Origin of the sequence: Citrobacter sp. Colony219 (assembly GCF_019382635.1) — a bacterium.
Taxonomy (GTDB): Bacteria; Pseudomonadota; Gammaproteobacteria; order Enterobacterales; family Enterobacteriaceae; genus Citrobacter; species Citrobacter youngae.
This window is the reverse complement of sequence record NZ_CP080033.1, coordinates 2,605,713-2,628,432: the sequence shown is the minus strand read 5'-3', so window position 1 is coordinate 2,628,432 and position 22,720 is coordinate 2,605,713. Positions and strand designations below refer to the sequence as shown.

23 protein-coding genes are annotated in these 22,720 nt (G+C 53.7%); 5 read left to right on the top strand and 18 right to left on the bottom strand.

The window, feature by feature from the left end:
• The 3 genes from JTI85_RS21405 to sra all read right to left on the bottom strand — a co-directional run.
• Positions 1 to 908: ATP-binding cassette domain-containing protein (locus tag JTI85_RS21405; protein WP_255574749.1), on the bottom strand; the 908-nt coding region annotated here is incomplete at its 3' end.
• 309 nt (positions 909 to 1,217) lie between these two features.
• Positions 1,218 to 2,915: a malate dehydrogenase gene (gene maeA, locus JTI85_RS11715; protein ID WP_048211651.1), complete on the bottom strand. Its 1,698-nt coding sequence runs from the start codon at positions 2,913 to 2,915 to the stop codon at positions 1,218 to 1,220.
• A 179-nt stretch (positions 2,916 to 3,094) separates the two neighbouring features.
• Complete coding sequence (gene sra, locus JTI85_RS11710) at positions 3,095 to 3,235, bottom strand: stationary-phase-induced ribosome-associated protein (protein WP_005126806.1); 141 nt, start codon at positions 3,233 to 3,235, stop codon at positions 3,095 to 3,097.
• A 227-nt stretch (positions 3,236 to 3,462) separates the two neighbouring features.
• Between sra and JTI85_RS11705 the strand changes: the two genes are divergently transcribed.
• Positions 3,463 to 3,894 carry an OsmC family protein gene (locus JTI85_RS11705; protein ID WP_219351523.1) on the top strand — a complete coding sequence of 144 codons (432 nt, stop codon included), beginning with the start codon at positions 3,463 to 3,465 and terminating at the stop codon, positions 3,892 to 3,894.
• A gap of 47 nt (positions 3,895 to 3,941) precedes the next feature.
• Here the strand turns inward: JTI85_RS11705 and JTI85_RS11700 are convergent, their stop codons facing one another.
• Genes JTI85_RS11700 through JTI85_RS11675 form a run of 6 tightly spaced genes read right to left on the bottom strand, consistent with a single transcriptional unit; the run spans position 3,942 to position 9,651 of the window.
• Positions 3,942 to 4,712, bottom strand: coding sequence for a 3-hydroxybutyrate dehydrogenase (locus JTI85_RS11700; protein ID WP_219351521.1), 771 nt, complete (start codon positions 4,710 to 4,712; stop codon positions 3,942 to 3,944).
• 11 nt (positions 4,713 to 4,723) lie between these two features.
• Positions 4,724 to 6,118 (bottom strand): GntP family permease, encoded by a 1,395-nt coding sequence (locus JTI85_RS11695; protein WP_197081310.1) that lies wholly within the window; start codon positions 6,116 to 6,118, stop codon positions 4,724 to 4,726.
• A 37-nt stretch (positions 6,119 to 6,155) separates the two neighbouring features.
• A complete protein-coding gene (locus JTI85_RS11690; protein ID WP_121584645.1) occupies positions 6,156 to 7,079 on the bottom strand; it encodes a 3-hydroxyacyl-CoA dehydrogenase family protein in 924 nt (307 codons plus the stop codon).
• The gene (locus tag JTI85_RS11685) at positions 7,069 to 8,274 is read right to left on the bottom strand and encodes an acetyl-CoA C-acetyltransferase (protein ID WP_219351519.1); all 1,206 of its coding nucleotides are present in this window, start codon (positions 8,272 to 8,274) and stop codon (positions 7,069 to 7,071) included. The genes JTI85_RS11690 and JTI85_RS11685 overlap by 11 nt, the downstream gene beginning before the upstream one ends.
• A 10-nt stretch (positions 8,275 to 8,284) precedes the next feature.
• Complete coding sequence (locus JTI85_RS11680) at positions 8,285 to 8,941, bottom strand: CoA transferase subunit B (RefSeq protein ID WP_219351518.1); 657 nt, start codon at positions 8,939 to 8,941, stop codon at positions 8,285 to 8,287.
• Between the two features lie 2 nt (positions 8,942 to 8,943).
• Positions 8,944 to 9,651 carry a CoA transferase subunit A gene (locus tag JTI85_RS11675; RefSeq protein ID WP_048211658.1) on the bottom strand — a complete coding sequence of 236 codons (708 nt, stop codon included), beginning with the start codon at positions 9,649 to 9,651 and terminating at the stop codon, positions 8,944 to 8,946.
• Positions 9,652 to 9,793: 142 nt separating this feature from the next.
• Here JTI85_RS11675 and JTI85_RS11670 point away from each other — a divergent pair, with 142 nt between their 5' ends.
• On the top strand, positions 9,794 to 10,684 hold the full coding sequence (locus JTI85_RS11670; protein ID WP_061067901.1) for a LysR family transcriptional regulator: 891 nt from the start codon (positions 9,794 to 9,796) through the stop codon (positions 10,682 to 10,684).
• 10 nt (positions 10,685 to 10,694) lie between these two features.
• Here the strand turns inward: JTI85_RS11670 and JTI85_RS11665 are convergent, their stop codons facing one another.
• From JTI85_RS11665 to JTI85_RS11635, 7 genes are read right to left on the bottom strand one after another with little or no spacing between them, the layout of a single operon-like run.
• Positions 10,695 to 11,636 (bottom strand): ABC transporter ATP-binding protein, encoded by a 942-nt coding sequence (locus JTI85_RS11665; RefSeq protein WP_061067900.1) that lies wholly within the window; start codon positions 11,634 to 11,636, stop codon positions 10,695 to 10,697.
• On the bottom strand, positions 11,629 to 12,615 hold the full coding sequence (locus tag JTI85_RS11660; protein WP_048211661.1) for an ABC transporter ATP-binding protein: 987 nt from the start codon (positions 12,613 to 12,615) through the stop codon (positions 11,629 to 11,631). The genes JTI85_RS11665 and JTI85_RS11660 overlap by 8 nt, the downstream gene beginning before the upstream one ends.
• Positions 12,612 to 13,508, bottom strand: a complete 897-nt coding sequence (gene ddpC / locus JTI85_RS11655) for a D,D-dipeptide ABC transporter permease (protein WP_137363805.1) — start codon at positions 13,506 to 13,508, stop codon at positions 12,612 to 12,614. Before ddpC ends, JTI85_RS11660 begins: the two co-directional genes overlap by 4 nt.
• The gene (locus JTI85_RS11650; protein WP_061067898.1) at positions 13,505 to 14,527 is read right to left on the bottom strand and encodes an ABC transporter permease; all 1,023 of its coding nucleotides are present in this window, start codon (positions 14,525 to 14,527) and stop codon (positions 13,505 to 13,507) included. The genes ddpC and JTI85_RS11650 overlap by 4 nt, the downstream gene beginning before the upstream one ends.
• A 44-nt stretch (positions 14,528 to 14,571) precedes the next feature.
• On the bottom strand, positions 14,572 to 16,134 hold the full coding sequence (locus tag JTI85_RS11645; RefSeq protein ID WP_116360089.1) for an ABC transporter substrate-binding protein: 1,563 nt from the start codon (positions 16,132 to 16,134) through the stop codon (positions 14,572 to 14,574).
• A 15-nt stretch (positions 16,135 to 16,149) separates the two neighbouring features.
• Positions 16,150 to 16,737, bottom strand: a complete 588-nt coding sequence (gene ddpX, locus JTI85_RS11640) for a D-alanyl-D-alanine dipeptidase (protein ID WP_115602051.1) — start codon at positions 16,735 to 16,737, stop codon at positions 16,150 to 16,152.
• Positions 16,738 to 16,751: 14 nt separating this feature from the next.
• Positions 16,752 to 17,618 (bottom strand): MurR/RpiR family transcriptional regulator, encoded by an 867-nt coding sequence (locus JTI85_RS11635; protein ID WP_048211666.1) that lies wholly within the window; start codon positions 17,616 to 17,618, stop codon positions 16,752 to 16,754.
• Positions 17,619 to 18,017: 399 nt separating this feature from the next.
• Here JTI85_RS11635 and hdeB point away from each other — a divergent pair, with 399 nt between their 5' ends.
• From hdeB to JTI85_RS11620, 3 genes are all read left to right on the top strand, one after another.
• The gene (gene hdeB / locus JTI85_RS11630; protein ID WP_005122660.1) at positions 18,018 to 18,347 is read left to right on the top strand and encodes an acid-activated periplasmic chaperone HdeB; all 330 of its coding nucleotides are present in this window, start codon (positions 18,018 to 18,020) and stop codon (positions 18,345 to 18,347) included.
• Between the two features lie 155 nt (positions 18,348 to 18,502).
• Positions 18,503 to 20,446, top strand: coding sequence for a methyl-accepting chemotaxis protein (locus tag JTI85_RS11625; RefSeq protein WP_061067896.1), 1,944 nt, complete (start codon positions 18,503 to 18,505; stop codon positions 20,444 to 20,446).
• A gap of 87 nt (positions 20,447 to 20,533) precedes the next feature.
• Positions 20,534 to 21,052, top strand: a complete 519-nt coding sequence (locus tag JTI85_RS11620) for a hypothetical protein (RefSeq protein ID WP_121584641.1) — start codon at positions 20,534 to 20,536, stop codon at positions 21,050 to 21,052.
• On the opposite strand, the gene JTI85_RS11615 is transcribed toward JTI85_RS11620, so the two are convergent.
• Positions 21,049 to 22,416 carry a glycoside hydrolase family 10 protein gene (locus tag JTI85_RS11615; protein ID WP_219351516.1) on the bottom strand — a complete coding sequence of 456 codons (1,368 nt, stop codon included), beginning with the start codon at positions 22,414 to 22,416 and terminating at the stop codon, positions 21,049 to 21,051. The genes JTI85_RS11620 and JTI85_RS11615 overlap by 4 nt on opposite strands.
• A 12-nt stretch (positions 22,417 to 22,428) precedes the next feature.
• Positions 22,429 to 22,713, bottom strand: a complete 285-nt coding sequence (locus tag JTI85_RS11610) for a VF530 family DNA-binding protein (protein ID WP_101742196.1) — start codon at positions 22,711 to 22,713, stop codon at positions 22,429 to 22,431.
• Between the last annotated feature and the right edge of the window lie 7 nt (positions 22,714 to 22,720).

Genomic DNA, 22,720 nt, shown 5'->3' with positions numbered 1-22,720 from the left:
ACAGACAGATTGGTCATCTCCAGCAAACGATCTGCACGCAGGGCATCACCCTGCAATGTTAGTGTCCACTGACTTCCTGCGGTCACTTCCGTCTGAACATCCTTCAGGCGCTGCACCTGCTTTTCCATCTGCTTTGCTTTGCGGGACAAATCTTCGTTGTCATAGACACGCCCCCAGGTTGCCAGTCGTTTGGCACTGGCGGTAACGCGATCAATCTCCTTTTGTTCCGCCTTATAGCGCAGTGCATCGCTGGCATCTCTCTCAACCAGAGCCTGACGAGCGGCGCTGCATGGAAGATCAAAAGCGTGCAGTGTGCGATCGCGCAGGATCCATGTTCCCTGCGTGACGGCATCAAGCAGTTGTGGATCATGGGACACCACCACGAAGCTGCCAGACCAGTTCTGTAAGAACTGCTCCAGCCATAGCAATGTCGGCAAATCCAGGTGGTTGCCAGGTTCGTCCAGTAGCATCAGGTCAGGGTTTCGCATTAGCGCACGCGCCAGCAGCAGGCGTGTGTGCTGTCCACCGCTCAGAGTTTGCGCAGTGAGATGCAAATTTTCCGGCGTAAAGCCCATTTCGGCAAGCAGTGCTTCAACCCGCCATTGTTGAGCCGCACGCTCATGCTCAGGAAGTTGAGCGAGAACGGCCTCCTGCAGCGTAAGCGGCAGTATATCGTCCGGCAAGTGCTGCTCCACACGGGCGAGGTGGCAGTAATTCGCCTGCGCGATTGCTCCGCTGGTGGGCGAAATCGTGCCATCGAGCAGTTTTAACAGCGTGCTTTTGCCGCAGCCGTTGTAACCGATAAGCCCGATGCGGTCGTCTTTTTTCAGGGTAAAGGAAAGATCGTCGAACAGGGTGCCGAATGCCGTATCAACGTGTAAGGATTGTGCGGTTAGTAATGTGCTCATTGTTGCTTACTCAAGAGTTACAGGCGTAAAAACGCCTCGTCAAACATCGCTGACGATAACCCGGTAAGCCCGAGAGAAGGGGATTTAGATGTTAGCTTCGCTCAAGCAGAAGTTATCGCAGCACGATACCGATAACGCTTGAGCACTGGCGATCGCCAAAAGCATGTGAAACGATGAAACGTTCACAGTACAGCATAAGTATCCTCCTTTTATATTTCCGAATGTTAATCGATGGTGAAAGTGTAAACGCAAGCTACTGGATTACGCAAGTGTTGAACACCCGGCGGCAGAGCACCGCCGGGCAAACCGTCAAATAGAAGTACGACGGTAGTCGCGATATTCCGCCTGCCAGAAATTCTCGTCGATTGCCTGTTGCAGCGCTTCAGCGGAGGTTTTCACCGCCACACCCTGCTGCTGGGCCATTTTACCGACGGCAAAGGCAATGGCACGAGAAACCGTCTGAATATCTTTCAGTTCCGGTAACACCAGTCCTTCACCGTTCAGCACCAGCGGTGAGTACTGCGCCAGCGTTTCGCTGGCCGACATCAGCATTTCATCGGTGATGCGTTTGGCGCCAGAGGCTATCACGCCAAGGCCGATACCCGGGAAGATGTACGCATTATTACACTGGGCAATCGGGTAGATTTTATCTTTCCAGGCGACCGGGGCGAACGGGCTGCCGGTGGCAACCAGCGCGTTACCTTCGGTCCAGGCGATAATATCCTGTGGCGTGGCTTCAACGCGCGAGGTCGGGTTAGACAGCGGCATAACGATCGGACGCGGACAATGCTTGTGCATTTCGCGAATGATCTCTTCAGTAAACAGGCCAACCTGTCCGGAAACCCCGATCAGGATGTCAGGTTTAACGTTGCGGACCACGTCAAGCAACGACAGCACATCTTCTTGTGTATCCCAGTGCTGAAGATTTTCGCGTTTTTGCACCAGTTTGGTCTGGAAAGAGAGCAGGTTGGGCATTTTATCGGTTAACAGGCCGAAGCGATCGACCATGAACACGCGTTGACGCGCGGCTTCTTCGCTTAAACCTTCACGCTGGATTTGCGCGATGATCTGCTCGGCAATCCCGCAACCGGCGGAACCCGCCCCAAGGAAAACAATGTTCTGCTCGCTCAACTGGCTGCCGGCTGCACGGCTGGCCGCAATCAGCGTACCGACGGTAACCGCTGCGGTGCCCTGAATATCGTCGTTGAATGAGCAAATTTCATCGCGATAACGGGTCAGGAGCGGCATGGCGTTTTTCTGCGCGAAATCTTCAAACTGCAACAGCACATCAGGCCAGCGATGCTTCACGGCCTGGATGAATTCATCAACAAATTCGTAGTATTCATCATCAGTAATGCGCGGATTACGCCACCCCATGTACAGCGGATCGTTCAGCAATTGCTGGTTGTTGGTCCCGACGTCAAGTACCACCGGCAGGGTGTAAGCCGGACTAATCCCGCCACACGCGGTATACAGCGACAGCTTACCGATTGGAATACCCATCCCGCCGATCCCCTGATCGCCAAGACCAAGGATGCGTTCACCGTCGGTGACGACGATAACCTTGATATTGTGGTTCGGGACGTTTTGCAGAATATCGTCCATGTTGTGACGGTTCTGATACGAGATAAACACGCCGCGGGCGCGACGATAGATCTCAGAGAAACGCTCACAGGCCGCGCCTACCGTTGGGGTGTAGATAACCGGCATCATCTCATCAAGATGATTATGCACCAGTCGATAGAACAGGGTTTCGTTGGTATCCTGGATGTTGCGCAGGTAAATATGTTTATCGATTTCGGTTTTGAATCCCTGATATTGGATCCAGGCACGTTCAGCCTGTTCTTCAATCGTCTCGACCACTTCCGGCAGTAACCCCAGCAGGTTGAAGTTACGGCGTTCTTCCACACTGAAAGCGCTCCCTTTATTCAGTAAAGGGAATTCCAGCAGTACCGGGCCAGCGTAAGGGATGTAAAGGGAACGCAGTTTTTTAGTTTCGTTTTCCATGTCACTCACTCTTTTTTGAATAACCGTCCCTGGCACTCTTTATGATCGTATAGGGCCTGTCCGCCAGGGAAACGGGCGAAGTATAAAGCATTGTGAATGGGTTAAGGGGTTTTATAAGCAAAAACACCACTGCGGTTGCAATGGTGTTTATCTCTTTAATCAGTATGTCGTGCGGGAAACTATTTGCTGTCAGCGCGGCGTTTTCTTCCGGTAGGATTGTTGACCACGCTGGATTTGTCGCCTTCGGTCACGACTTTACGTTGATTGGAGATTTTGTGGTCCAGTCCAAGAATATGACGGGCCTGACGGTTCGATTTCATTTTAACTCCTTAATCCTGTTACTGGTTTCAAGGGCGAGCCCGCGTAAGAACGGACGAAATACAACCTGACAAAAAGCCGATGAGTAAACTAACGGCTCTCTGGATGGTCGGTCATTTTATCTGAAAGGTCAATGCTTAAGCAGGAAATGCAGAACTTTCCATTATGGTCATGCATTTTCCCATGAGGCCTATACTTGTTACTCCGATGACAACACAGGAGAGCGGTAATGACTATCCATAAGAAAGGTCAGGCCCACTGGGAAGGCGACATTAAACGCGGTAAAGGGACCGTGTCGACCGAAAGTGGCGTACTTAACCAGCAACCGTATGGATTTAATACACGTTTTGAAGGCGTCAAAGGCACTAACCCTGAAGAGTTGATTGCTGCAGCACATGCTGCCTGCTTCTCGATGGCACTGTCGTTGATGCTGGGCGAAGCAGGTTTTACGCCAGATGCCATTGATACGACTGCCGATGTTTCTCTGGATAAGGTGGATGCCGGTTTTGCTATCACCAAAGTGGCGTTACACAGCCAGGTGAGCGTTCCGGGGATAGACGCCGCTACGTTTGACGGCATTATTCAGAAAGCGAAAGCCGGATGCCCGGTGTCGCAGGTTCTGAAAGCGGAAATTACGCTGGATTATCAATTGAAATCTTAGTAATGGCGTGCCGGATGCGACCGCGTCTTATCCGGCACCCGAGGGTATTACTGCGCCACCCAGCCGCCATCCATATTCCACGCTACGCCGCGCACCTGCGCTGCGCCGTCTGAGCACAGAAATAGCGCCAGCTCACCCAACTGTTCCGGCGTGACAAATTCGCGTGACGGCTGCTTTTCCGCCAGCAGAGCGTCACGCGCCGCAGCGGGCTCTGCACCATCAGCAATACGTTTGTCGATCTGCTGTTGGACCAGCGGGGTCAACACCCAGCCGGGACACAGCGCATTGCAGGTGATTCCCGTCTGCGCGGTTTCAAGCGCAATGGTTTTGGTTAAACCCACCACGCCATGCTTCGCTGCCACATAAGCAGATTTGTCTTTTGAGGCCACCAGACCATGAACAGAGGCGATATTGATGATGCGTCCCCAGTTACGCGTACGCATGCCGGGAAGCGCCAGGCGCGTGGTATGAAAAACAGAAGAGAGGTTAATGGCGATAATCGCGTTCCACTTATCAACCTGAAAAGTCTCTACCGGTGAAACGTGCTGGATCCCGGCGTTGTTGACCAGAATATCCACACCACCGAATTCGCTTTCGGCATAACGCATCATGTCGGCAATTTGCGCTTCATCGCTTAAGTCCGCACCATGATAGCCTGGCGTTTTGCCATATTGCGCAACGGCATCTTTGGCGGCATCGACATCACCAAATCCGTTAAGGATCAGCGTCGCGCCCGCCTGCGCCAGTACCTGCGCGATGCCTAATCCGATACCGCTGGTCGAGCCGGTAACCAGGGCAACTTTTCCCGTTAAGTTCATGATGATTCTCCTTAAACAATTCCGGTGGTGTAGAAAACGCCGATTACAAACAGCACGGCCAGGCTTTTGATTACGGTGATGGCAAAAATCCCGCCGTACGCCTGACGATGGCTGAGGCCGGTAATCGCCAGCAGGGTAATGACCGCGCCGTTATGTGGCAGAGTGTCCATGCCGCCGCTTGCCATCGATGCGACGCGGTGGAAGACTTCAAGTGGAATATTGGCGGCATGGGCAGCAGCAATGAACGTATCAGACATCGCCGCGAGCGCAATACTCATCCCGCCGGATGCCGAGCCGGTGATCCCGGCAAGCGTGGTAATGCTGATCGCTTCATTGAGCAACGGATCGGGAATGGCAGCCAGCGCTTTTGACAACACCAGAAACCCCGGCAGGGCAGCGATAACCGCGCCAAAACCGTATTCTGATGCGGTATTCATCGCGGCCAGGATAGCGCCGCCAACCGCCGTTCGGCTGCCTTCCGCCAGGCGACCTTTGATATTGCGATAGCCGAACACCACCACCAGCAGGATCCCCGATATCAATGCCGCTTCTACCGCCCAAATAGCCGTAATTTTCCCCACTTCAGTGGTAATAGGTTTGGCAAGCCCCGGGAGTTCCAATTGATGCGTTGCGCCATACCACTGCGGGATCCAGCGGGTAAACAGCAGGTTAAACACACCCACCAGGATCAGCGGAGAAATAGCAATAATCGGGTTTGGCAGGTTAATGTTATCCGGCGTCTCCGGCTCGTTTAACAGCTCAGTGCCATAGCCTTCATTTTTAGCCTGCGCTTTCCGACGCTGGCGCTCGAGGTACATCAGGCCAACAAAGATAATAAAGAGCGAGCCAATCAGCCCCAGCCACGGCGCGGCCCAGGCGTTAGTCCCAAAGAAGCTGGTTGGAATGATGTTCTGGATCTGCGGCGTCCCCGGCAGGGCATCCATCGTGAAAGAGAATGCCCCCAGCGCCACGGTTGCCGGGATCAGGCGCTTCGGAATATTACTTTGACGGAACAGTTCAGCCGCGAACGGATACACCGCAAAGGCCACTACGAACAGCGACACACCGCCGTAGGTCAGGAGAGCACATACCAGCACAATCACCGGAATGGCGTGACGACGTCCGAGAATGTTGATGGCAGCAGCAACGATTGAACGGGAAAAACCGGATAACTCGATTAACTTGCCAAACACCGCTCCCAGCAGGAACACCGGGAAGTAAAGCTTTACAAAACCGACCATTTTTTCCATAAACAGACCGGTGAAGGCGGGGCCGACGGCGCTCGGTTCCGTAAGCAGAACAGCACCTAATGCCGCGATGGGGGCAAACAGGATAACGCTGTATCCGCGATAGGCTGCCAGCATCAGCAAGCCCAGCGCTGCCAGGGCGATTAATACACTCATCATGACTCCTTATTATTATAGTGGGGTACAGAAAGAGACGTTATGGCTTCAGGGCAAAGCGCAGTTGATGTTCACGGCGTTGCTGGATGTATTCCTTGCGCGAATCATCCCAGCGATAAAAGCCCTGACCACTGCGCAAGCCGGTGTCGCCGTTGGCAACCTTGTCAGCAACAAGTGACATCATGTCGCTGCCAGTGGCCAGCTCCGGGAGCAGATGGCGGCAAATATCCTGCACCGTAGACAGCCCGGTCATATCAGCCGCCTCCAGCGGACCGACCATCGCATAGCGACGCCCGAGGGAGGCGCGCATCACCTGATCCACCACTTCCGCGCTGGCGATCCCGCTTTTGACGATATGCAGCGCTTCACGCAGCAGTGCGAATTGCAAACGGTTACCGACAAACCCCGGTGCGGCGCGATCGAGCACCACCGCTTCCAGCTGCATCGAGAGCAACAGACGTTGCAACTCGCTGAGATATTCCGGTTTCGTTGCTGAACCCGGCACAATTTCAACCAGCGGAATAAAGTGGGGGGGATGCCAGAAATGGGCGATCAGCAACCGTTCGGGGTGGGTGAGTTTTTCTGCCAGCGCATCCGGCGGCAGGCCACTGGTATTACTGGCGATCACCGCATCTGGGGCGATTAATGCTTCCAGTTGTGCATACAGTGCGTGTTTGAGCTCGAGTCGTTCCGGGATCGCTTCAATCAGTAATTGCGCGGTGGCGATATCCTGCAGCGAAGTCGTACCGTGCAAGCGACTCAGAACCGACGCTTTTTCCTCTGCGTGAAACTGCTCAGTCGCGATCAGCTCATCGAGAATGCTCCCGGCAACGGCGTTAATTTCAGCAATCCGGTCGCTATCGGTATCAAATAGCCAGATATTATGGCCAAAACGGGCAAAGTGAGTGGCAATGCCGACGCCCATTAAACCCGCGCCCAGGACGCTAAAGTGATTATTTTGCATGCTGTTCTCCTGTTGAACGCTCTACCGCCAGCGCGACGCCCTGACCGCCGCCTACGCACAGCGTAGCCAGCCCTTTGGTCGCGTTACTGCGCGCCATTTCATGTAACAGGGTCACCAGAATGCGGCAGCCAGAGGCGCCAATCGGATGACCCAGCGCAATCGCACCGCCGTTTACGTTCACCCGGTCGCTGTCCCAGTTCAGGGATTCGCCAACCGCCAGCGCCTGTGCGGCGAAGGCTTCGTTGGCTTCAATGAGATCGACATCATTCAACGTCCAGCCCGCTCGCTTCAGGCACTGGAGTGACGCCTCTACCGGCCCAATGCCCATAATGGCCGGGTCGACACCGGAAACGGCGTAACCCGCCACCCGGGCAAGAACCGGCAGCTTAAGTTCTGTTGCTTTGGCGGCGCTCATCAGCATCACCGCCGCCGCGCCGTCGTTGATTGATGAGGCGTTCCCTGCGGTCACTGTGCCATTACCAGGACGAAAAGCCGGTTTCAGTTGTGCCAGTTTCTCCGCCTGAGTATCCGGGCGCGATTGTTCATCACGCTCAACCAAACGTGGTGGTTTTTTCCCTTGTGGAACACTGACCGGCGTGATTTCTGCATTGAATCGACCGGCTTCAATTGCCGCCGCGGCTTTCTGCTGAGACTGCAGCGCAAAGGCATCCTGTTGTTCGCGACTGATAACAAACTTATCTGCCAGATTTTCTGCAGTAATACCCATGTGGTAGTCGTTAAACGCATCCCACAACCCGTCGTGTACCACGCTGTCTTTCAGACTGGCATGCCCCAGACGCAGACCCGAGCGTGCGCCGTCGAGAAAATAGGGCGCATTGCTCATGCTTTCCTGGCCTCCGGCAATGATGATGTCCGCATCACCGCAGCGGATAGCCTGCACCGCCTGTTGCACCGCTTTCAGACCTGAACCACATACCAGATTGATGGTTAGCGCAGGGACCGTCACCGGCAAGCCAGCCCGTAGTGCTGTCTGTCTGGCCGGATTCTGGCCGCTGCCCGCCGTCAGAACCTGCCCCAGGATCACCTCGTCAACTTGCTCCGGCGCGACGGCGGTTTTTTCCAACAGAGAGCGGATCACCACTGCCCCCAGTTCCACGGCACTGAGCGGTGCCAGCGCCCCGTGGAAACTGCCAATGGGTGTACGCGTTGCGGCGACAATAACAACATCCTGCATGGTCAGCTCCTCAGCTAAATTGCATTTCGGGGACGTTTTCGGGAACGATCAGCTTGCCGGCTGTTCTGGCGACAATCTCATCCACACTGATGCCCGGCGCACGTTCGCGCAGAATGAACGCGCCATCGGCGATCTCCAGTAACGCCAGGTCGGTAAGTACGCGTTTAATGCAGGCCACGCCGGTTAATGGCAGGGTGCAGGCGGGGAGCAGCTTGGACTCACCGTTTTTGGACGCATGCGTCATCACCACAATGATGTTTTCAGCCCCGGCCACCAGGTCCATCGCGCCACCCATGCCTTTCACCATTTTTCCGGGGATCATCCATGAGGCGATATTGCCGTTAACATCCACTTCAAACGCGCCGAGCACCGTCAGGTCAACGTGACCGCCGCGGATCATGGCGAAAGATTGCGCCGAGTCGAAGATCGCCGCGCCTTTGCGCACCGTCACGGTCTGTTTACCGGCGTTGATCATGTCAGCATCAATTTCGTCTTCGGTCGGAAACGGGCCCATCCCCAGCAGACCGTTCTCCGACTGGAGCATCACGTCCATACCATCGGGAATATAATTGGCCACTAAAGTTGGAATACCGATCCCAAGGTTGACGTAATAACCGTCGCGCAGTTCCCGGGCGACACGCATCGCCATTTGTTCACGTGTTAACATGGTCAGGCTCCTTTCTGGCGCAGGGTGCGTTGTTCAATGCGTTTTTCAAACTGCCCCTGAATGATGCGGTTTACGAAAATTCCCGGGGTATGAATTGCGGCGGGGTCCAGCTCGCCGGGAGGGACAATTTCTTCGACTTCCACGACGGTAATACGCCCGGCGGCGGCCATCAGTGGATTAAAATTCTGTGCGGTGTGGCGATAAATAACGTTGCCGTACCAGTCGGCTTTCCAGCCTTTGACCAGCGCAAAATCACCGGTAATCGCCTGTTCCATAATGTAAGGACGGCCGTCAAATTCACGTACCTCTTTGCCTTCGGCGACGGGTGTACCGTATCCTGTGGCGGTGAAAAACGCCGGGATCCCTGCGCCGCCGGCACGTAACTGCTCAGCCAGCGTGCCCTGTGGGGTCAGAATGGCTTCCAGTTCACCGCTCAGTACCTGCTTTTCAAACAGCGCATTTTCGCCAACATAGGACGCTACCACTTTACGTACCTGACGTGTTTCCAGCAGCACACCGAGGCCAAAACCATCCACGCCGCAGTTGTTTGAAACGACGGTCAGTCCCTGAACCTCCCGACGGCGTACTTCGGCAATCAGGTTTTCAGGAATACCGCATAAGCCAAAACCGCCCGCCAGCAGCGTCATATTGTCGGTCAGCCCTGCCAGCGCCTCTTGATACGTGGCGACACGTTTATCCAGTCCAGCCATACACTTGTCCCTCCAGTTGTCCTTGCCGACATCATTGGGGGTGAAAAATGATTTGTTAATTTTAAATTTGTGACTCACTCATTGGGTTTTTTTATCAATTTAATGTTAATTAAAGGTATTCAATAGGTTAAAGGAATGCGAAATGGGAATGAGCATCAAACAGTTACGCGCGTTTTTAGCGGTAGCTCACACTCTGAATTTTGCTCATGCCAGTGAAAGACTGAATATGTCGCAGCCCGCATTAAGCCTGGCGATTAAAGGACTTGAGGACTCGCTGGGCGGGGCGTTACTGTTGAGAACCACCCGCAAAGTGACCCTGACGCAGGAAGGAGAAACGCTGCTGAATATGGGGCGACAACTGCTGGCGGACTGGGAGAATACGGAAGAAGCAATGCGCCAGCGCTTTACACTGCAACGCGGTAAAATCTCCATTGCTGCCATGCCTTCGTTTGCGGCTAACGTCCTGCCACAGGTACTGAAAACCTTTCGGGATTGCTATTCCGGTATTAACGTGACGGTTCACGATGTGATCAACGAACAGGTCATTGAAATGGTGAGTGAAGGGCGGGTGGAGATGGGGATCGCCTTCGAGCCTGATTATTCAGGGCAACTGCACTTCACGCCGCTCGGTGTCGATCGTTTTGTGGCGATCGTCCCGCCAACATCCAGGCTGGCGGGGCGAGAGCGTATTGCGTGGCGCGAACTGCTGACGCTGGATTTTATTACGCTGCAACGCCCATCTGCCGTGCGCCTGATGCTGGAAGAACAACTGGTGCAAAGCGGACATACGCTGGACGTTGCGCTGGAAAGCCATCAACTGGTGACCGTTGGCCGTATGGTGGCAAACGGATTAGGCGGCAGCGCAGTTCCCGCACTGTGTCGAACACAAATGACGGAACTTGGCGCAACCTGTATAGAGCTTGACGGTCCCGTGATCCAGCGGCGGATCGGAGTGCTGCGTTCGGCACACCATAAATTATCAACCGCGTCGGGAATGCTGGTGGACGCGCTGAAAAAGGCGTATCTCGCCTGAAAATGCGTAGTCAGCAGATGTCAATGGCCCGCCAACAACGAACTTCGCGTCCGGTTTCATTTTTCAGTAATGTCTGTTTTTTTTCACATCCGTGGGTTGCCAGCGGGCATCTGTCGCGGAAAAAACAGCCTTGCGGTAGCGTCCTGTTGCCGGGGAGTTCGGTTTTACGCAGGACCAGGTCTTCAGCCAGCGGCGTACCCGTTTTAGGCACCGAATCCAGCAACAGACGGGTGTAAGGATGCGCCGGATGCGAGAGAACCTGTTGCGCATCGCCCAGCTCAACAATTTGCCCAAGGTACATCACCGCCACGCGGTCGCTCATATGCCGCACGACCGATACGTTATGCGATATCAGCACAAAAGTCAGATTCCGGCGTGCCTGCAATGCAACCAGCAGATTGAGGATTTGCGCCTGTACCGAAATATCCAGTGCCGACGTCGGCTCATCAAGGACGATCACATCCGGCTCCGATGACAGCGCGCGGGCGATGGCAATACGCTGACGCTGTCCGCCAGAAAAGGCATGCGGCAGGCGATCGAGGTATTCCGGACGAATCCCTACCTGTCGAGCCAAATCCTCGGCCAGGGCGCGGCGTTCGCGTTCAGGGCTACGCTTTTGGATCCATACCGGTTCAGTGATTATTCGCCATACCGGCAAGCGCGGATCCAGGGATGAAAGCGGGTCCTGAAAGACCATCTGCATACCGTTGTGTTGCTTGCCACCGCCGCAAGAATAGTGCCCCTGGCTCGGTTTGAGCATCCCCATCAGCAGTTGTGCCAGCGTACTTTTACCGCAGCCGGATTCGCCAACAATCCCCAGCGTTTCCCCCTGGCGGATTTGTAAATCCAGACCGTTGAGTGCATGCACCCGCTCTGTTACTTTGCCGAGCCAGTTTTTTCGCGCGGGGAAGTTAATATGAACATCCTGCAGGTCCAGTAAAATATCAGACATGTGTCGTCTCCAGTTGTGGGTACCAGCAGGCGGATTGTTGATCCGCACCGCCCTGGCTGCATAAATCAGGTGTTTCTTCACAGCGAGGCCCCGCGGCAAAGCAGCGATCGCGGAACGCACATCCGACGGGTAAACAGGTTAAATTCGGTACGGTACCCGGAATCGCGGGGAGCAAAGCACGCGGTTCACCGTGCTCAGGCGCACACTTCAGGAGGCCAATAGAGTAGGGATGTGTGGGGTGCTGAATAACGGTTTGCGTCGGGCCGCTTTCAATCACGCTCCCGGCATACATAACGTATAACCGGTCACACAATTGCGAGACGACGGCCATATCATGGCTGATAAACAACACGGCGGTACCGCTGGCCCGCGCTTTACGCTTCAGTAAGCGCAGCACCTGAAGCTGTACCGTGACATCCAGCGCGGTGGTGGGTTCATCGGCAATGATCAGGTCTGGCTCACAGGAAAACGCGAGCGCAATCATCACGCGCTGACGCATCCCCCCAGAAAGCTCAAACGGGAAGCGGGACATTACTTCCGGGGCATCCGGGATTTGCATTTCTTCCAGTAACGCAATGGCTTTCTGCCGGGCATCCGTGCGGCTCAATGCCTGATGGTGACGGATGACCTCCACCATTTGCTGGCCGATTCGTCGTGTTGGATTCAACGCCGTCATCGGCTCCTGGAAAATCATCGCCACGCGCTGGCCGCGCCACTGGCGCATTTGTTTTTCGCTGGCAGTTAAAACATCTTCACCCAACAGCGTAACGCGCCCCTGATGGATACGATAGCTTCCTTCGGGTAACAGACGCATGGCGAGCATGGCCGTGACGGATTTCCCTGAGCCAGACTCACCAACCACGCCGACAATTTCACCCCGGTTGATATGCAGCGACACATGATTCAGCGCATGCACATCCGCTTTATAACCGGGGAAGCTCAGATGTAAATTCTCGATCTCCAGGACAGGTTGTGTCATGACTGTTTTCCTCCGGCTTTCGGATCCAGCAGATCGCGAATACCATCACCAAAGAGATTAAAGCCCACGGCGGTAATCAGAATGGCGGCACCAGGAAATGCGCAATACCACCACTGGTCAAGCACGTAGTTTCTACCAATCGCCACCATTGCGCCCCATTCAGCGCTGGGTTGTTGGGCGCCGAGGCCAATAAATCCGAGCGTGGCGGCCATCAGGATCGCACTGCCAATATCCAGTGATGCCTGCACAATCAGCGGGGGAAGTGAATTGCGTAAAATATGCCAGCTGATCAGATGCCAGCGTGATGCGCCATAGGTTCGCGCGGCCTGTACATAAGTAAACTGACGAACGACCAACGTTTGACCGCGGGCGAGGCGTACATAGAAAGGAATACGCACAATCGCAATCGCCAGCATGGCGTTGAACAGGCTTGGCCCTAATGCAGCGGCCAGTGCCATTGTCAGTACCAGCGAAGGAATGGACAGCATAACATCCATCATACGCATGATGATCGCATCGGCACGTCCGCCCATCACGCCAGACAGGCATCCCAACAGCGAGCCCAGCCCGCCAGCGATACCCACCACCACCAGACCGGCGACAATTGACTGCTGACTTCCGACCAGGACGCGGCTGAACAGATCACGACCCACTTCATCGGTGCCAAACCAGTGGCTGGCCGACGGTGGCAACAGGCGAGCGGTCAGATCGATGGCGTTAGGATCGTAAGGGGTGATCCACGGAGAGAGCACCATTAACAGTAGCATCAGTACAATAATGACGCCGCCAATCAGCGTCAGCGGGCTGCTTTTCATCATCCAGAACAATTTGGCCCAGTCCGTGCGACGGCGGGCGGTCTGCGGGGCCGCTGGCGTTTCTTGTGTGAGCATCATTGTGCGCCTCCACGTCCAATTCGAGGATCTACCCACAGATAGAGCAAATCCACCACCAGGTTAACCAGCACATAGGCGAAGGAGACCACCACGGCAAATCCCATCACGGCCGGGAAATCAAGCGCCTGAATAGAGGTCACAACCCAGGCGCCCATGCCCGGCCAGGCAAAGACCGTTTCGGTCAGTACCGCGCCATAGAGCAGATCGCCCAGGGCCAGACCCAGCACGGTTATTGACGGAATCAACGCATTCGGCAGTGCATAACACAAAATGATGTACCAACCCGGTAAACCACTGGCACGCGCGGTGCGGATATAATCTTCGCCAAGTTGTTCCAGCATGGCGGAGCGAATCTGTCGGGCAACGATCCCTAAGTGCACAAAGGCCAGCGTCAGCGACGGCAGGATCAGGTGCTGCAGCGCATTGAAAAAGACCTCGGCGTTGCCTTCCAGTAGCGCATCAACCAGATAGAAACCGGTGACGTGCGTGGGGGGATCGAGCCAGTCATCAAGCCGTCCGCCGCCGGGTAAAATCTGCAAATGGCCATAAAACAGCACGATAACGCCGAGGCCCAACCAGAATGCCGGGGTCGAAATACCGGTGATCGCCATCAGGCGGACGAGGTGGTCGAGCCAACGGTTGCGCCAGACAGCAGACAGAATACCCAGCGGGATACCGATGATCAGCGCCAGCAGCAGAGAGCAGAAGGCCAATTCAAGAGTGGCAGGGAAGAATACGCGCAGTTCATCCAGCACCGGACGGCCGGTGCGAATGGATGTGCCTAAATCACCCTGAAAAATATCGCTGACGTAACGGAAAAACTGAATATACAGCGGCTGATTCAGTCCCAGCTGTTGGCGAATATTTTCGACAATTTCATCACTGGCGCGATCGCCGGCCAGCAGCCGTGCAGGGTCGCCCGGGATCAGGTGTGAAATAATAAAAGTGATTACACAGACACCGGCAACCACCAGGATAAGTCCCCAGCATCGCTGGCGTAAAATACTCCAGAAGGTCATTGGCTTCCCCTTGCGGAGCCAAATCGGCTCCGCATTAATGTGGTTTATTTACTCATGGTGGCGATATTGAAGACCTGTTCCAGCATGGGGTTGAAGACAAAACCTTTGACGTCTTTATTCATCGCCAACTGGTAGTTTTTCTGGAATAAATAGACGTAAGCCGCTTCATCAATGACGATGGTTTGCGCCTGCTGGTAATCATTGGTTCTGGCGACCTGGTCGGTGGTGGCCAGAGCGCTGCGCAGCAACTTATCGACCTCACTGTTTTCATAGAATGAACGGTTACCCGGCAAGCCTTTCTTATCCGACTCGAACCAGTAGTTCATGAACATGTACGGGTCAGCAAAGTCCGGGCTCCAGTTACCGATGGCAATGTCATAGTCACCTTTACCGACGCGATCGCGCATGGTGGCATTCGCCAGTTTTTCCAGTTTCACCTTAATGCCTAACTTGCCGAGGCTGGCCTGAGTGGAGAGCGCAATTGGCTCCCAGTTAGGATCGTTATCGGAATACAGGAAGCTCAGGGTTTCGGGTTTGTTGGCAACGTTACCTAATGTTTCTTTTGCTTTCGCTTCATCAAAGCTGTACTGCATGGCCTTGTCATCAAAACCCCACATCCCCTCAGGAATAGGGCCACGCATCTGCTTGCCGTTACCGCTGAGGATCCCATTTACCATGCCTTTATAATCGGTGGCCCACGAGATGGCGCGGCGCAAATCCACCTGATTGAGCGGCGCTTTACTGTTATTCAGATACAGATAGGTCACGCGCAACGAGGGATAATCCGCCACGTTGACTTTACCTTCCTGTTTTAAGGCAGCAAGCTGGTCAACAGGAAGCGCATCGGCAATGTCGATATCGCCACGGGACAGTTGCAAACGACGGGAAGCGCTTTCTCCGATGATCTTGACCGATACGCGTTTAAACGTGGGTTTAGGGCCGGAATAATGTGGGTTGGGTACCAGTACCAGTTGTTGTCCTTTTTGCCAGCTCTTCAACATGAAGGGACCAGACCCAGCCGTATTTTGTGCCAGAAATCCACGGGCATCATCAGCGGCATGCTCTTTTAAGATCGCCGGGTTAATAATTGAGGCACCGTCATTTGCCAGCGTATATAAGAACGGCGCGAATGGTTGGCTAAGGGTAAATTTCACCGTGTTGTTGTCGATGGCATCAACTTTCAGATCTTTCGGAAATGCCTCAGCCGGCCCTTGACCGATCTTGAGCAAGCGCTCAAAAGATTGTTTTACTGCATCAGCGGTCACTGGCGTGCCGTCGGCGAATTTTGCATCGCTTTTCAGGGTAAAGATCCATTCTTTTTGGTCATCAGACGCTTTCCAGCCGCTGGCCAAATCACCTTCAACTTCCGTGGAACCTTTGCCGCCCTCTGTTTTGTACTGAACCAAACGCTGATATGAGGGATAGGTCACCGTCCAGTCGTTGTTATCGATTGTTACAGCGGGGTCGAGCGTTTGTGGATCGGCGGCTTTACCGATAACCAGCATATCTTTAGGGACGGCGGCCTGTGCGGCAGGCAAAGCGACCGCCAGCGCAACGGCTAACAGAGCGGGGCGAAAAAACGAGGTTAACGCAGGTGTAGTCTTCATAACCAGGCTCCAGAATTAAAGGGGATGTTGTGTTGTTATAGACGTGACGGTGTAACAAGCTATTTGATCGTCAAGCAGCGGGTAACGCGCGGCATTTGGCAGTTCGAAATGCCACCACTCGCTGTTGATGCCGACAAAACCGCCGCCGAACATGATGGCATTGAGCAGCAGTCGATTACGCTGCGCAGCCGGAGGAACTGAAGGGTGCCAGGCATGGGAACGGTCATGCATTTCATCAAAACCAGCCCCCATATCGAGCACATTACCGCGAGCATCCATCAGCGTGACGTCAATGGCCGTACCCCGGCTGTGATTCGAACCGATCGCCACATCCACCACATACTGTGGATCCGGACAGGCATTCCACAGTATCGCCTGCGCCTGCTGTGGGCGGTATGCGTCATACACCACCAATGACAAACCCGCCAGCTGCGCGATGCTGATGCTTTTAGCCAGTGCAGTGACGGCCTCGGAATGCAGCAGGCAGCGCGCTTCCTGGTAGATGGGCGCGCCGGTAATGTTATCGGCTGTAGCGTATTTCAGGTCGATATGCAGTGACGGGAAAATCACCGACAAATCGACCAGTTCTGGGGTATCTGACATAGCACGTTTCCTGTTTATTGTTCGAATTGACCAAATTGTTGTTGTAACTGGCGGTTAGTTTGCAGGCGTCCCGCGAGGGAGTCGCCCAGTTGCGCCACCACCGCGGAGAGTAATAAGTTGAACAGGCAACTTACCGGAGCAAGCGAATCCCAGAAGTGCCCGGTATCCGTTTTCACCTGAAGTAAATCAATGGCATAGTCTCTGGCCCAGGGGCACCATACATCCGTGATTAATGCGAGAGGAATGCCGCGCTCACTGGCAACGCGGCAATATTGTCGGGATGTCGCCGAGTAAGCGCGCGTATCGGTGATCACGACATAAGGTTGATTAAATCCCGAGTTCAGCGACTCAACCCAGCTACCGGAAAGTCCTTCGGAGTAACTCACTTTCGGGCGCAGATATTCCAGATGGCTAAAAAAGGCGTTAGCGATCCCGCGGGTGGACTGGATCCCAAGGATATAAACGGCTTCTGCCTGCGCCAATTGCTGCGCAATACGTAAAAATGTCTCGCTTTGCGCCAGTTGGTAGACGTGGGTGATAGCGTCAATCTCCAGCAACAGCGACTGTTGTGCGCGGTCAGGTAGATTTTGCTGCTGGTGCCAGGAGTCCAGGCGCTCGTTCATTCCCCAGGGCTGATAGGGAATAGCCGGTATTTCACGCAGGCTGGCTTTCGCATCTTCCAGGTTACGAAACCCGAGTTTACGCAGGTAGCGCCCGACGGTAATGCCACTGGTTCCTGCTGCTTTCGCGATGCCGTCTGCCGTTTCAAAAGGGATCTGTGCAGCGTGCGCTAACAACCAACCGGCAACGCGCTTTTCGCTGGGCGTTAGCTGGCTAAAGGTCCTTTCTATGCGGGCAAATAACTCAGGTTTTGATGTCATTACCATCTCGCTGTTAGTTGTTTGTCAGATACCGCGTCACTGTTACCGGATTAACAATGCAGGACGCGTGCCAGGTCGGCGACAGCGCTGCGTCGGGGTTCTTTGTTAAAAAACATCAATTTTCATTAACCAATGATCAACATTTGTGCAGCGTAGTTCAGTTTTGGTGCAAAGGTAGGGTAAGTGAGGGATGAATCTGCTGATTTCGTCGTAACGATCACATTGTGTGCAACATTTCTTATCAGACATCAGAATCAGTAATGTGAAATATAAATTTCAGCCATATCGATGGCCGTAATATTTATTCTTCTGACGGTGGGAGTATTATTTTTTGCGAACTACATTAACGGTTTAAAGCGCAAGTGTAGATATTATCTGGATTATAAATGGAGTACTACAATGAATAAATTCTCCCTTTCTACAGCAGGCATCCTGGTCGCAGCGCTGTTAACCAGTGTAAGCGTCAATGCAGCAACTGATAACGCTAAAACTGAAGTCACTCCGAAAGGCATGAGCTGCCAGGAGTTTATTGATTTGAACCCGCAAACTATGGCTCCGGTTGCTTTCTGGGTGCTGAATGAAGACGAAGACTTCAAAGGCGGCGACTTCGTTGACTATAACGAAACCATCACTACAGCTGTGCCTCTGACCGTTGAACTTTGCAAAAAACATCCGCAAAGTGAATTAAGTAAAATAAAAGAAGAAATCAAAAAAGAATTATCTAAATAAGATTAGCGATGTATTAAAACCCAGCCTGAGTGCTGGGTTTTGCTATATGTGACAACGTCACTTATTTATTTCGTAATACTTAAGAAAACGTTATAAAGATATAAACTCCTGTGCCGATACTGGGTAAAAGTTAGCCTTTTGCAGAAGGAGTTTGTATGGCCTGGTATCCTACTCGTATTTCAACGCGGTTAACCATTGGCGGCATCCTGCTGCTTGCGGTGACCACCCTTGTTATTGTTGCAATTATGCTCTGGCGTGGTCAGCCACGCGTCGTCGAAATCAATACCGCTCTGATAGAAGAAACAGGGCAAGGTTTAACCCGTCAACTGAGTACTGTGCTATCCCGAATCGAGGGCGAAACCGTCAGTCTGTCACGACTGGCCGAAGTACTGCCTAATGATGAGTCTTTGTATCAAAGCGTGGTTCCACACCTGATTGGCGAAGACAGCCACTCAATTATTACCGGCGGCGGGATCTGGCCAGAGCCAAACGCGTTTACCCCGGGAGTAGATAAACGTAGCTTTTTCTGGGCGCGCAATGCTGAGGGCAAGCTTGATTTTTCGAATGATTATAATGCCGAAGGATCTGCCGGTTATCACAATGAAAGTTGGTATCAGCATGCCAAAGGTCACTCACAGAACAGTTGCCTGTGGTCTGATGTTTACCAGGATGCCAGTTCCGGCGTGAACATGGTGACGTGCAGTATTCCGTATCAATTAGCCGGCAAGTTTGCCGGTGTGGCCACCACCGATATTCGTCTGGATAACGTAGCGACCTTTATGCAGCAGCAAGGCAACAGCACCGGCGGCTACGCATTTGTGGTTGATAAACAGGGGCAGATCCTCTATTTCCCCCAAGCCGATCAGACAAAATACAAAACCTTTAGCGATCTGGCGCAAAGCGCACACTGGCTGGCTCCGGTAGAAGCCGGGCTGAAATCGCTGCGCGCGACTGATGGCGTGAAAACCATCACGCTGGAAAGCGATAACGTACTGAATGCCCCGTCACGCGTAATGTTGTTCCCGATGGCTGATACTGGCTGGGTCGTAGGGCTGGTGACACCGGAAACGCGCATCGTTGGCCTCGCCAAAGTCATGATGCAGGATGTGCTGGAAGTGCTGATCCCGATTATGACCGTGTTGTTGGTAGGATCATGGCTGGTGGTGCGTCGCTTGATCTCTCGTCTCGATGATACACGTCGCGCACTCGATGATATCGCACAGGGTGAAGGCGATCTTACCCGACGTCTGGATGTTAGAGGTAAAGATGAGATTTCAGATATCGCGGAAGCCTTTAACCTGTTCGTCGATAAAATTTCCGCCATTCTGATCACCGTCAGAAGCAGTAGCGTGGTGGTAGCCAATAACGCCGTCAGCCTGGCCGACAGTAACATGGAGCTTTCTTCACGGGTAACTCAGCAGGCGGCTGCGCTGGAAGAGAGCTCGGCCGCGATGGAACAATTAAATGCGACCGTTCATCAAAATGCGAGCAACACGCAACTGGCAGATGAACTTTCCGACAACACTGCGCAAACGGCGAATCGCTGTGGCGACGTGATGCAAGGTGTGATCTCGACAATGGATAACGTCAGTGCCTCGTCCGGTAGAATGGTGGAAATTGTAGCGGTCATCGACAGTATTGCATTCCAGACCAATATCCTGGCGCTGAATGCCGCCGTTGAAGCCGCCAGAGCAGGGGATGCAGGCAGAGGATTTGCGGTTGTTGCCTCTGAAGTTCGTACCCTGGCACAGCGCAGTGCCACTGCAGCCCAGGAAATCAAAGCGTTGATTGATGAGTCCGTTTCGCATGTTGGCAGCAGCAGCCAGCAAATCCACAATGCAGGTGAGCGCCTGGAAGAGCTGGTCAACAACGTGCGTCAGGTTAGCCAACTGATGGGGGAAATCCGTGTCGCGGGTGACGAGCAACGTAAGGGCGTTTCCGAAGTCACGCTCGCCGTCACCGAAATGGACAGCACCGTGCAGCAAAACGCATCGTTGATTGATGATGCCGCCACGCGAACCCAGGTACTGAAAGAAGAGGCGGAACAATTAGCGCTACTGGTTTCTTCCTTCAAATTGCCGGAGCCTTCAGCGGCCTGATCCCCACGTAAAGTATCCGGGGGCATCGTCTGCACCCGGATAACTCCAGGCTACACTTAACGTAGTTAACACGTCGGGAGCCGGAGTATGGCTGAGTTTGTCGTAGCGATGCTGGTGCACACACCGGTGTGGGTGTATGTCTTGTTGGTCTTCCTGTTATTTCGGGGGATTAAAGCCAGGATACCCGCTACCGTTACGCTGGAAAAGCTGGCACTGATCCCGGCGCTCTTTCTTTTTTGGGATATTTACGATTTAGTCACTTACCGCGATCAGTCCATCAGTACGTATCTACAGTGGATGGTTGGTATTATTAGCGGCGCGATAGTGGGCTATATGTTGATAAACCCCGGTCGTCTGACACGCAGTAGCGCACCACGCAGCATTCATCGCCCGGCAGATTACTCTGCATTACCGTTCATGATGTTGGCCTTTGGCATCAAATATGTACAAGGTGTATTGAATGCTATCGCTCCCGATATTTTACGCCAGCCGGTAATGAGCGCGTTGGCAATTATTACCGGTGGCGTGCTCGCCGGGGTGTTTATCGGGAAATTTATCCGCTACGTCAGCGTTTATCTCCGGTCACCAGCCCCCGGCAATACTTAGCGTCCCCAACGGTCACGAATATAGGTCACGGCTTCCTGGGTTTGCGGTTGGTTAAGATAGTCCTCTCGAAACAAGATAGTGCCATTAATATTCGGTTCAGACTCGTTCAGATCGAGTTGTTTTTTAAGCTCCGGCACACCGCCTTGTATCGTCCAGTCCGGTTCTTTTCGCGACGGCTCACCCACTTTATACAGCGCCACGCCAATATACAGGCGGGTATTGGTGGATTTCACCACGCCAGCCCACCATTTTGCCAGTACATCATAACGCGCCGCATCACGGGCGAAAGGCCAGTACAGCTGTGGTGCGATGTAATCCAACAGACCTAATTGCACCCAGCGCCGGGTATCGGCATACGATTCATCATACGCTGCCGCACCACGGGTGTCGGAGCCTGCCGGATCGTGGGAGCGATTACGCCACACGCCTGCAGGACTGACGCCAAACTCCACGTCAGGCTTAAGCTTTTTGATGGTCTGTGAAACCTGTTCGATCAGCCGTTGCGTGTTATGACGTCGCCAGTCCGCTTTTGAATCAAAACCCTGGCCATACCGTCTGAAAGTCTGGCTGTCGTTAAGCGCCGAACCCGGCGATTCGGTATAGAAGTAGTCGTCAAACTGCACGCCATCCACCGGATAATTCTCAACGACTTCCGCCACGATGCTGGTTATCCAGTCGCGCACGTCAGGAATACCCGGGTCCAGTACAAAACGGTCACCCGATGTACGGATCCAGTCCCGATGCAGAACATAAACGCTGGACGGGTTCTGCGACAGCGTGCGGTTTAATTCTGCGACCGTTGAAGGCTTCGTATTGACGGAGACACGGTAGGGGTTAAACCAGGCATGAACTTTCATCCCGCGTTTGTGCGCCTCATCGAGCATAAATTGCAACGGATCGTAACCAGGATCCTGGCCGATGGTGCCGGTCAGAGTGTCTGACCAGGGGAGAATTTTGGATTGCCACAGCGCAGTGCCGTCCGGTTTCACCTGGAAAAAAACGGTATTGATCCCAAGACGTTTCAGATTATCCAGCTTATCCGTCAGCGCTTTTTGCTGCTGGCTGATGCGGATGGCGGGCGAACTGATGTTTACGGATGAGACTGGCGGCCAGTCCAGACGGGAAACCGTTGCCAGCCAGATACCACGAACCGGTTCTTTGCTCTGTTGCGTCGTTGTGACCGGGGGGTGAGGGTTAACTTTCGGCCCTGGCGGTTGTGAAGAACAACTGCCAAGTAACAGCATACTGCCAACCAGTGCAGCGAACCATTTCACGTTGGTTAACGGTAGCGAGTTGCGGGAACGGGCGAGCAGAGTCGCCAGTTTTTTCTGATAATGACCTGAAAAAAAACCGGATGCTGACATCGAATTTTGCTCTTATTTTTTCTTGTTGCGGCTGTTAGCCCAGGGATCAATAGCAGGAGCGGTGGGTTCTGGTGCAACGTCATGCAAAGAATCAAGATACAGTGCTTCAACTTCTGCTCGCGCCCACGGCGTACGACGCAGAAACTTCAAACTGGATTTAACGCTCGGTTCATTTTTAAAACAGTTGATGTTTATCCGTTGGCCAAGTTCAGCCCAACCATAACGATTAACCAGGGCATTGACCTGCATTTCAAGCGTCACGCCATGTAAGGGGTCTTTAGAAATGTGAGCATTCATATGAAGT